The sequence below is a fragment of the Phycicoccus sp. Root563 genome, from assembly GCF_001427915.1.
Taxonomy (GTDB): Bacteria; Actinomycetota; Actinomycetes; order Actinomycetales; family Dermatophilaceae; genus Pedococcus.
Genome location: NZ_LMGM01000001.1, coordinates 985,003 through 991,527, shown reverse-complemented (window position 1 = coordinate 991,527; position 6,525 = coordinate 985,003). Strand labels below are relative to the sequence as shown.

General features: G+C 72.6%; 5 protein-coding genes. 2 read left to right on the top strand and 3 right to left on the bottom strand.

The genetic code is table 11. The features are described from left to right. Both ASD62_RS20565 and ASD62_RS04700 read left to right on the top strand, forming a co-directional pair. The coding region (locus ASD62_RS20565) for a sigma-70 domain-containing protein (RefSeq protein ID WP_304438287.1) at positions 1 to 520 on the top strand (520 nt) is incomplete at its 5' end. A gap of 220 nt (positions 521 to 740) precedes the next feature. Continuing rightward, positions 741 to 1,532 carry a septum formation family protein gene (locus tag ASD62_RS04700; protein ID WP_056914968.1) on the top strand — a complete coding sequence of 264 codons (792 nt, stop codon included), beginning with the start codon at positions 741 to 743 and terminating at the stop codon, positions 1,530 to 1,532. A gap of 57 nt (positions 1,533 to 1,589) precedes the next feature. Here ASD62_RS04700 and ASD62_RS04695 read toward each other — a convergent pair whose 3' ends face one another. The 3 genes from ASD62_RS04695 to ASD62_RS04685 are packed head-to-tail and all read right to left on the bottom strand — an operon-like array spanning position 1,590 to position 6,358. Beyond that, the gene (locus ASD62_RS04695) at positions 1,590 to 3,989 is read right to left on the bottom strand and encodes a DUF3488 and transglutaminase-like domain-containing protein (RefSeq protein WP_056914967.1); all 2,400 of its coding nucleotides are present in this window, start codon (positions 3,987 to 3,989) and stop codon (positions 1,590 to 1,592) included. Then, positions 3,986 to 5,245 carry a DUF58 domain-containing protein gene (locus tag ASD62_RS04690; RefSeq protein ID WP_056914966.1) on the bottom strand — a complete coding sequence of 420 codons (1,260 nt, stop codon included), beginning with the start codon at positions 5,243 to 5,245 and terminating at the stop codon, positions 3,986 to 3,988. The genes ASD62_RS04695 and ASD62_RS04690 overlap by 4 nt, the downstream gene beginning before the upstream one ends. Positions 5,246 to 5,254: 9 nt before the next feature. After that, positions 5,255 to 6,358 (bottom strand): MoxR family ATPase, encoded by a 1,104-nt coding sequence (locus ASD62_RS04685; protein ID WP_235530628.1) that lies wholly within the window; start codon positions 6,356 to 6,358, stop codon positions 5,255 to 5,257. Positions 6,359 to 6,525: the final 167 nt, after the last annotated feature.

Here is a 6,525-nt window from a genome sequence, read left to right as displayed (position 1 = left end):
CCGCGCCATGGCCGACCAGGCGCGCACCATCCGCATCCCGGTCCACATGGTCGAGGTCATCAACAAGCTGGCGCGCGTGCAGCGCCAGATGCTCCAGGACCTCGGGCGCGAGCCCACCCCGGAGGAGCTCGCCAAGGAGCTCGACATGACCCCGGAGAAGGTCGTCGAGGTCCAGAAGTACGGCCGCGAGCCCATCTCCCTGCACACGCCGCTCGGCGAGGACGGTGACAGCGAGTTCGGTGACCTCATCGAGGACTCCGAGGCGGTCGTCCCGGCCGACGCCGTGAGCTTCACGCTCCTGCAGGAGCAGCTGCACTCGGTGCTGGACACGCTCTCCGAGCGCGAGGCCGGAGTGGTCTCGATGCGCTTCGGCCTGACCGACGGCCAGCCCAAGACGCTCGACGAGATCGGCAAGGTCTACGGCGTGACCCGCGAGCGGATCCGCCAGATCGAGTCCAAGACGATGAGCAAGCTGCGTCACCCGAGCCGGTCCCAGGTCCTGCGCGACTACCTGGACTGAGCAGACCCGCCGCCGACGCCGGCGTCGGCTCGGCCTCGAAAGGTCAGGCGCCCCACGGGGCGCCTGACCTTTCTGCGTCCCACCGTGCGTCGGGTGGTCACCCCGGCCCGTGGTCACCTCGGCCCCTGGTCACCTCGGCCCCTAGTCACATCGGGTCATTGCCTGCGTCCCCACCGTGGTGATCCGCTAGGACATGGCGACCGGAGGGGCGGGGGATCACATGCGGCGATCGCAGCGAGGGCTGGCGCTGGTGGTGGTGCTCGGCGTCCTGGGGCTGACCGGGTGCTCGAGCAGCACGGGGGGCGGGACGACGCCGACACCGACGCCGGCACCGGCCCCGGCACTCAACGCCTGCCTGCAGATGAGCTCGGTGAGCGATCTCGCTCAGGCTGCGGCGGTCGACTGCGGGACTCCCCACGAGGGCCAGGTCTACGCCGTGGTCGGGCTGCCACCTGGTCTGACCGACCCGGCGGACCGCACCCAGCTCGGGCGCCTCGACCCGAACGCGGTCTGTCCCAACCTGCGCCCCTGGGTCGGGTACTCCGGTGCCGTCCCGCTGGGGGTCCTGCGGACGTGGCGCTTCCCCACCCGGGAGCAGATCGCGGCAGGGGCCCGGTGGACCGCGTGCGTGGCCGTGGTCGGGCTGGCCCCGGACCACAAGACACTGAGCCGGACGGTCGGCTCCCTCAACGGCCGGCTCACGGGCAAGGCCAACCCTCTTCCCAGCCTCCTGGGCCGGTGCGCGCAGACGCACACGGCCAAGGCGTTCAGCCCGGAGAAGTGCGAGCTGGGGTCCGCGCAGTGGGTCTGGCTCGGGGAGCACAAGAAGCCGACCGGGGCGTTTCCCGGGAAGGCCGCGGCGAAGAAGGTCGCCGACGCCGGCTGCCGCGCGCTGGTGACCAGGTACGGCCGGGGAGGGGGCTGGGTGGCCTACCCGACCACGGCGAAGGCGTGGGGTTCGAGCGCTGCCGACTGGTCCTGCTGGCTGCAGATGTCCCAGCTGAGGTCCTGAGCGCCCGCCGCAGGCAGGGGGGAGTCCGTCACGGGGCTCCGGCGGCCGCCGCTGGTCCTAGCTGCGGCCGCCCCGGGCTTCGGCCCGGCGCTCGGCGCGGCGTTCCTGCCAGCGGTCCCACGGCGTGCGCGCCACCCGGGCGGCGCGTTCGCGGCGCTCGCGCCACTCGAGCAGGCCCTCGCTCGGCCACCACGCGGCCCGCAGCCGGTCCTTGCGGCGGCGCACCCCGGAGACGGCCTTGACGACCTCGTGGGTGTCGGGCCGCACGTCGGTCACCGTCGTGCCCGGGGGCGCGTACCGGGACCGTTCCACGCCGTCCACGACCCGGCGCAGCGCCTGGGTCTGCTCACCCTCGAGGTAGGCCTCGCGCTGGTAGAACCGACCGGCCTGCCGCGGGGTGCTCCCCCGCGGCGGGATGACGCCGAGGTCGCCGAGGCGTTCGACCATGGCCTGCCACTCGATCTCCACCCGGGTTGCCTCGTCGGGGGCGTCCTTGAGCCGTCGGCGCAGCCGCGAGCGTGCGGCCAGCGGCACGGCCAGCGATCCGAGGATCCCGGCCACCAGGGCGAGGAGCACCCACAGCAGCACCGTCCGGGTCTGCTGTCCGAGGAACGACGAGCTGTCGCTGTTGGACCCCGAGGTGGACGTCGGGTCCTGGGCGCCGGGGTCGTTGGCGCCGTCGACCCGGGTGTTGGACGACACCGAGCTGCTGCCGCTCGCCGTCGACGAGGGGTTGGTGGGGTCGGGGGTGGTGGGAGCCAGCGAGTAGGGCGGTGCGACGGTGTTCTGCGTACCCGAGGGCGTGGGTTCGAAGCGCAGCCACCCGACCCCCTCGAAGAACAGCTCGGGCCACGCGTGCGCGTCCGAGGCGCGCACGGTGTACGTGCCGCGGTCGGCCGTCCCGGGCAGGAAGCCGATGGCCATGCGGGCAGGGATCCCGCTCTCGCGCGCCATCATCACCATCGCGGTGGCGAACTGCACGCAGTAGCCGACCTTGCTGCGCAGGAACAACGAGATCGGGTCGGGCGCCTCGGACTGTCCGAACTCGTTGGTCACGGTCTTGGGGAGGGTGAGGGAGTAGGTGAAGCCGCCCCCGGTCCGCAGGTAGCTCTGGATCGCCCGGGCCGCCTCGATCCGGCTGGCGCCCTCGGGCACGACCTTGGCCACGAGGTCGCGCACCAGTGGCTCGGACTCGGGGTCGACCTGCAGCTCGGGCGGCAGCAACGCGCCGGTCGCACCCTGCACGCCCTGGTCGAGGGTCTGCGCGCTGGGGTTGAGGGCCAGGTAGGTGAAGCTGTACGAGCTGGCCGTCCGGTTGACGCTCGCGACGGAGGTCTGGCGGTCCAGGCCCCACGCGACGCCGTCGAGGTCACCGGAGACCAGCGGGGTGGGTGCCGCGATCTGGGGTGCCTCGATGCGGGACTCGTCGACCGAGATCCGGTAGGTCTCGCGCGGGACGCTGTCGTCGAGCTCGGGCGGGAGCTGCAGGTCGGGGCGGCGCGTGTACCGCACGTCCGCGTCGTCGGGTCGCCACTCGTCGTTGGCGTAGTTGACCAGCACCCCGACGCGCAGCGGCGTGAGGATCGGGGCGTTGGTCGTGTACGACAGGACCGGGGCCTTGGACGGGTTCCCGAGGCTGCGCTGGAGGTCGAGGGTCGTCTTGAGGCCGATCTGGCCGTCGCTGAACCCGGCGGCGTCGCTCGACCGCCCCAGGCCGTCGATGAGGTAGCGCGTGGGGAAGTGGGGGATCACGACGGGGAGCGCGACCGCGGTGACGAGGCCGGCCACGGCCAGCGTGCGTCCCACCGCGGCATACCCGTAGGCGCCGTCGTGGTCCTCGGAGGAGCGGCGGCCGGTCGTGCTCATCGGGGTCGTGGTGCTCCACCGGCGCAACGAGGAGATGCCCTGGCGACCGAGCATCAGCAGCCAGACGCCTCCGGCGGCGACGAAGTACATCGGGTTGAGCGACTCGCCGGAGTTGGAGGCCGAGATGAGGAAGGCGGTGAGCAGGGGGAGGCCGGCCATCGCCGGGGAGCGCCGCATGACGGCGAGGTGGTCGACGATGACGGCAGCCACACCGATGGCCAGGCCGATGCCGAGGGTGACGCCGCGGTTGGTGGGCGCGGGGGCTGCGTAGTTCTGCACCGTGAGCCGGGCGTCCACGAGCAGGTTGTTGAACGCCAGGACCATGTCGGGCGTGGGCAGGCCGTACCAGAGGTGCCCGCGGCCGTGGAGCCAGCTGGCGACCAGGACGATGCCGGCGAGCTGGGAGAGTGCGACGAGGACCCACGACGTCGTGAGCATCCGGGCGGCGATGCCCGTCAGCACGACCACGAGGATCACGGCGAGCGTGGGCCGGACCCACGTGTTGGGGGTGAAGAGCGTCGTGATCGGCCAGGCGACGACGGCGGAGGCCGCCCCGGCGAGCAGGGACTCGGGAACGCGTCCGCGGCTCATGCGACGCCCACCCTCGCCGACCCACCGGACAGGACACCCCAGACGGAGGCGAGGTCGTCACCGGAACCCACGACCGCCACCCCCCACCCGGCGCCCCGCAGGACCGGGACGCAGGCGAGCTCGGAAGCAGCGCCGGGTCGGCGCCGCGACGCCCCGAACCCGTGCGGGTCGAGCACGATGGCCAGCGCGGTGCCGCCCGGCTGGCGCAGCGAGGCGACCTGGCGGGCCACCTCCTCGTCGAGGTCGGTCACGACGGCCAGGACCAGGCCACCGGACGCGGTGACGGGGTGGGCGGACTGGAGCACGTCGGCGAACTGGTCCTCCGAGCCGGGCTCGGCCATGGCCAGGACGTCCAGCAGCGGGTCGACCTCCATCGCCGTGGCGGCGCGGCTGTCGTCGGCGGTCTCGTCGCTGACGAGGTGCACGGCATACCCCTGGTCGAGGAGGTGGACCGCGATCGAGGCGCACGCGGTCACGGCGTACTCGAACGACCCCGAGCTGCCGGACCCGTGGTGGCCGCGGGAGCGCGAGTCGAGGACGATCGCCGCACGACGGCGCGCCGGACGGTCCTCCTGGCGCACCATGAGCTCACCGGTCTTGGCCGTGGCCGGCCAGTGGATGCGGCGCAGGTCGTCGCCGTCACGGTAGGACCGGATCGAGACGTCGTCCTCGCCGTGGAGGGCGACCATGTGGGGTATGGCGCCCTCGGCACCGACACCGCTGCCCGGCGGGAGCCCGCCGCCCAGGGGGAGGATGCGGGGCAGCACGAGCACGTCACTGGCACCGGAGATCGCTGCGACCCGGGTGCTGAGCCCGAACGGGTCGCGGAGGCGGACGCCGAGCGGACCCAGGCGGTGACGTCCCCGGACGTGGGAGCGCACCGTGTAGTGGATCTCCTGCCGGTCACCACGACGAAGGCGCGGGACGACGAACCGCGGTCGGTCACCGAGGGCGTAGTCGAGCTGTTCCTCGGCCATGAGCAACGGGCTCGCGGCGCCACCGGCGTTCTCGATGCCGAGGGTGACCACCGACTGCTCGTCGACCTGGATGCGTCCGGGCACCGCGGTGCGCTCGAGCGCGAACCGCAGGTCGTGCCGTCGCATGAGCAGCCCGCTCAGCAGGGGGAGCGCGACGAGCAGCACGCCGATCCGGGTCAGGTCGGTGAACCCGAGCCCGATCCCGCACAGCACCAACGTGATTCCCGCCGCGACGAACGCCCGCCCGCGGGTGGTGAGGAGGTCGCGAAGTCTGCGCACGGCGCAGCCTCAGCGGCCGGCCGCAGGGACCGGCACCCGCCGCATCAGGTCCTGGAGGACCTCGGCGGTGCTCCGGCGGGCGAGCTGGGTCTCGCCCGTGGGGATGACGCGGTGCGCCAGGACGTGGACGACGATGGCCTGGACGTCGTCGGGCAGCACGTGGTCCCGACCCTCGAGGGCGGCGTGGGCCCGGGCCGCGCGCAGCATGTGCAGCGTCGCGCGCGGTGAGGCGCCCAGCCGCAGGGCCGAGCTGGACCGGGTGGCCGACGAGAGGTCCACGACGTACTGCTTGATGGCGTCGCTGGTGAACACCGAGCGGACCGCCCTGACCATGGCGGTGATCGTCGCGGCGTCGGTGACCGGGGTGAGGGTCTCCAGCGGCGAGACCTGCCCGTGGCTGTCGAGCATGGCGACCTCGGCCCGCGAGGACGGGTAGCCCATGGAGATGCGGGCCATGAACCGGTCGCGCTGGGCCTCGGGGAGGGGATAGGTGCCCTCCATCTCGATGGGGTTCTGCGTCGCCATGACGATGAACGGCTTCGGCAGGTCGTAGGTCTGGCCGTCGACGGTGACCTGGCCCTCCTCCATCGACTCGAGCAGGGCGGACTGGGTCTTCGGGGAGGCGCGGTTGATCTCGTCACCCACCACGACATTGGCGAAGATCGCCCCCGGCCGGAACTCGAAGTCGCGCACGTCCTGGTTGAAGACGCTGACACCGGTGATGTCGCTGGGCAGCAGGTCGGGGGTGAACTGCACGCGCCGCACCGAGCAGTCGATGGTCTTCGCCAGCGTCTTGGCCAGCATCGTCTTGCCGACGCCCGGCACGTCCTCGAGGAGAAGGTGCCCCTCGGCGAGCAGCACGGTGATCGCCGTGTGCACCACGTCCGGCTTGCCCTCGATGACCGAGTTCATGGCCCGCGCGAGCCGCCCGGCCACCTCGGTCACCTGGCTCAGCGATGCGGGGGAGCCGGCCGGGAACGACAGCAGGCTCTCCGGTCCGGTGGCGGGTGAGCTGCCCGCTCCCTGCCGCCCGCCGGTGCCGAGCTGGTTCCCTGCGGAACCGCCCATCGACCCGTGGGGGCCCCCGCCCTGGTCCTCGTACCCACCCTGCACAGGCTGTCCTTCCGTCGATTCCGTCGGCGCCACGTTGCGCCCTGCGGATGGTCCCGATCTTTCCCCACATTGCCCCACCGGGACAGCAGGTATGCCGTCTCGTGACCTCACGGGGCTGGTTCGGGAACGCCCGGGCCCCCGTTTCGGTGCCCGGATCGTCCCCGAGG